The following is a 1,573-nucleotide window of genomic DNA, read 5'->3' as shown; positions in this document are numbered from 1 at the left end:
GCGGTGGGGTGTCAGGTGCGCTGAGCGGGGGGTTGTTCGCCGCACTGGGGCCGCGCCGCGCGGCGAGCAGCGCCTCGTAATAGACCGTCTCCACCTCCTTCGCGACCAGTGGCCATATCTCGTCCAGGAAGTCGGGCGCGTCACCGCTGTCCGCGCGCTTGCGGAAGCGGGCGATGACGTCGTCGGTGAGGACCGCGGGCTCGTGCCGCCCGTAGGGGCCCTTCGCGTTGTCCCCGCGCGCCTGGTACGGGATGCCGCGCCGCGAGCCCGCGTACAGCCGCGGCTCGTGTCCCGAGGGCTCGTAGCGCAGGGTGCCGTCCGCGGTTCGCAGGTACCGGCCGCCCCGGCCGCTGCTCAACAGCGCCATGTGGTCGAAGAAGTTGAGGCCGAGGCCGCGCAGCAGTACGGGCTCGCCGGGGGCGATCACGGAGAGGTCCAGGTCGGCCGGGTTGGCGGGCGGGAAGTGGCGCAGGCCGTGCAGGGCGGCGTGCTCGGACAGGCGCATCGTTTCGTCGTCGGCGCGGGTCGGCAGGTGGCCCTGCGTCAGGATGACGGCCGAAAGGCCGGACAGTTCGAGGCCGTTGTCCAGTACGAGGCTCTGGAGGCCGTCCGCCGTCTCATCGAGCCGCAAAGCGCGTGCCGCGTGGACCCGTACGCGGACGGAGTCGGGCGCCGCGCGTACCGTCTCGGTGAAGACCCACTCCAGATAACGGCCGTAGCAGGCTCGGGTGGGGTAGTCGTCGGGCCCGAGCCCCGGGGCGTGCCCCTCGGCCGCCCACTCGTGCAGGCTCGGGCCCGGTCGTATCGGCCCCGAGCAGTCGACGCTCTCGTCGGTGAAGAGGGTCACCTGCGAGGCGACGGTGTTCATCAGCAGCTCGGCCGACTGCGCCGTCCGCCACACGCGTCCGGCGCCCGGCGGGGCGGGGTCGACGACATGCACCGTCAGCCGTGTCCCCGGGGCAAGGAGTTCACCCGCCGAGGCGCAGAGCCGTTCGAGCACGCTGGTGCCGCGGGGGCCCGCGCCGACCAGGGCGAGGGCGGTCGCATCCGGCGCGGACGGTCGCGACGCGGAGGAGCGCGGGCGCGGGCGCGGACGCTGCGCGGGCAGAGAGGCGGACAAAAGCGTGACTCCCGGGGCATAGAGGACGCGGTCGAACGCTGGAAGCGGACGGTCCGCCTCATCATGCCGCCGGAACCCCTGATGCCGAACCCTGGGTGGAGGATCCATGTGCGGGTGTGGGGTGTGTCACGTCTCCGCCTGCGCCAGGCGGGCACTCCCCTTACGACAACTTCCGCTCCTCCGCCGTTTCCAGGCGTACGCCACCACCTCGTACCGCCCTCGCCTGGTCCAGGCGGAGCCGGGCCGAGCGGCCGTGCAGGGTGAGGGTCATGAGCTGGTTGCCGAACCAGGGTCCTCCCGTGCGGCGCCAGTCGATGCCCGCCTGGGTGAGCCCGGCGTGGCGTGCGAAGCGGCGGCCGAGGGAGCGGCCCACCCGGCTCCAGCCGAAGCGGAAGCCGAGCTTTATCGACGCGGGGATGGAGTTGTGGACGGGGGAGCAGGTCAGCTGGAGGA

Annotated in this window: 1 protein-coding gene and 1 pseudogene; both read right to left on the bottom strand. The window is 72.8% G+C overall.

The genetic code is table 11. The features are described from left to right. Positions 1 to 1,030 (bottom strand): FAD/NAD(P)-binding protein (locus GKQ77_RS32590; RefSeq protein WP_258022348.1); only part of this gene is annotated, 1,030 nt, incomplete at its 3' end. A gap of 250 nt (positions 1,031 to 1,280) precedes the next feature. Beyond that, positions 1,281 to 1,573 (bottom strand): annotated as a pseudogene (locus GKQ77_RS32585) (alkaline phosphatase D family protein); the annotation flags it as partial.

The organism is Streptomyces anatolicus, assembly GCF_019400875.1.
Taxonomy (GTDB): Bacteria; Actinomycetota; Actinomycetes; order Streptomycetales; family Streptomycetaceae; genus Streptomyces; species Streptomyces anatolicus.
This window is presented reverse-complemented; position numbering and strand designations above follow the sequence as displayed.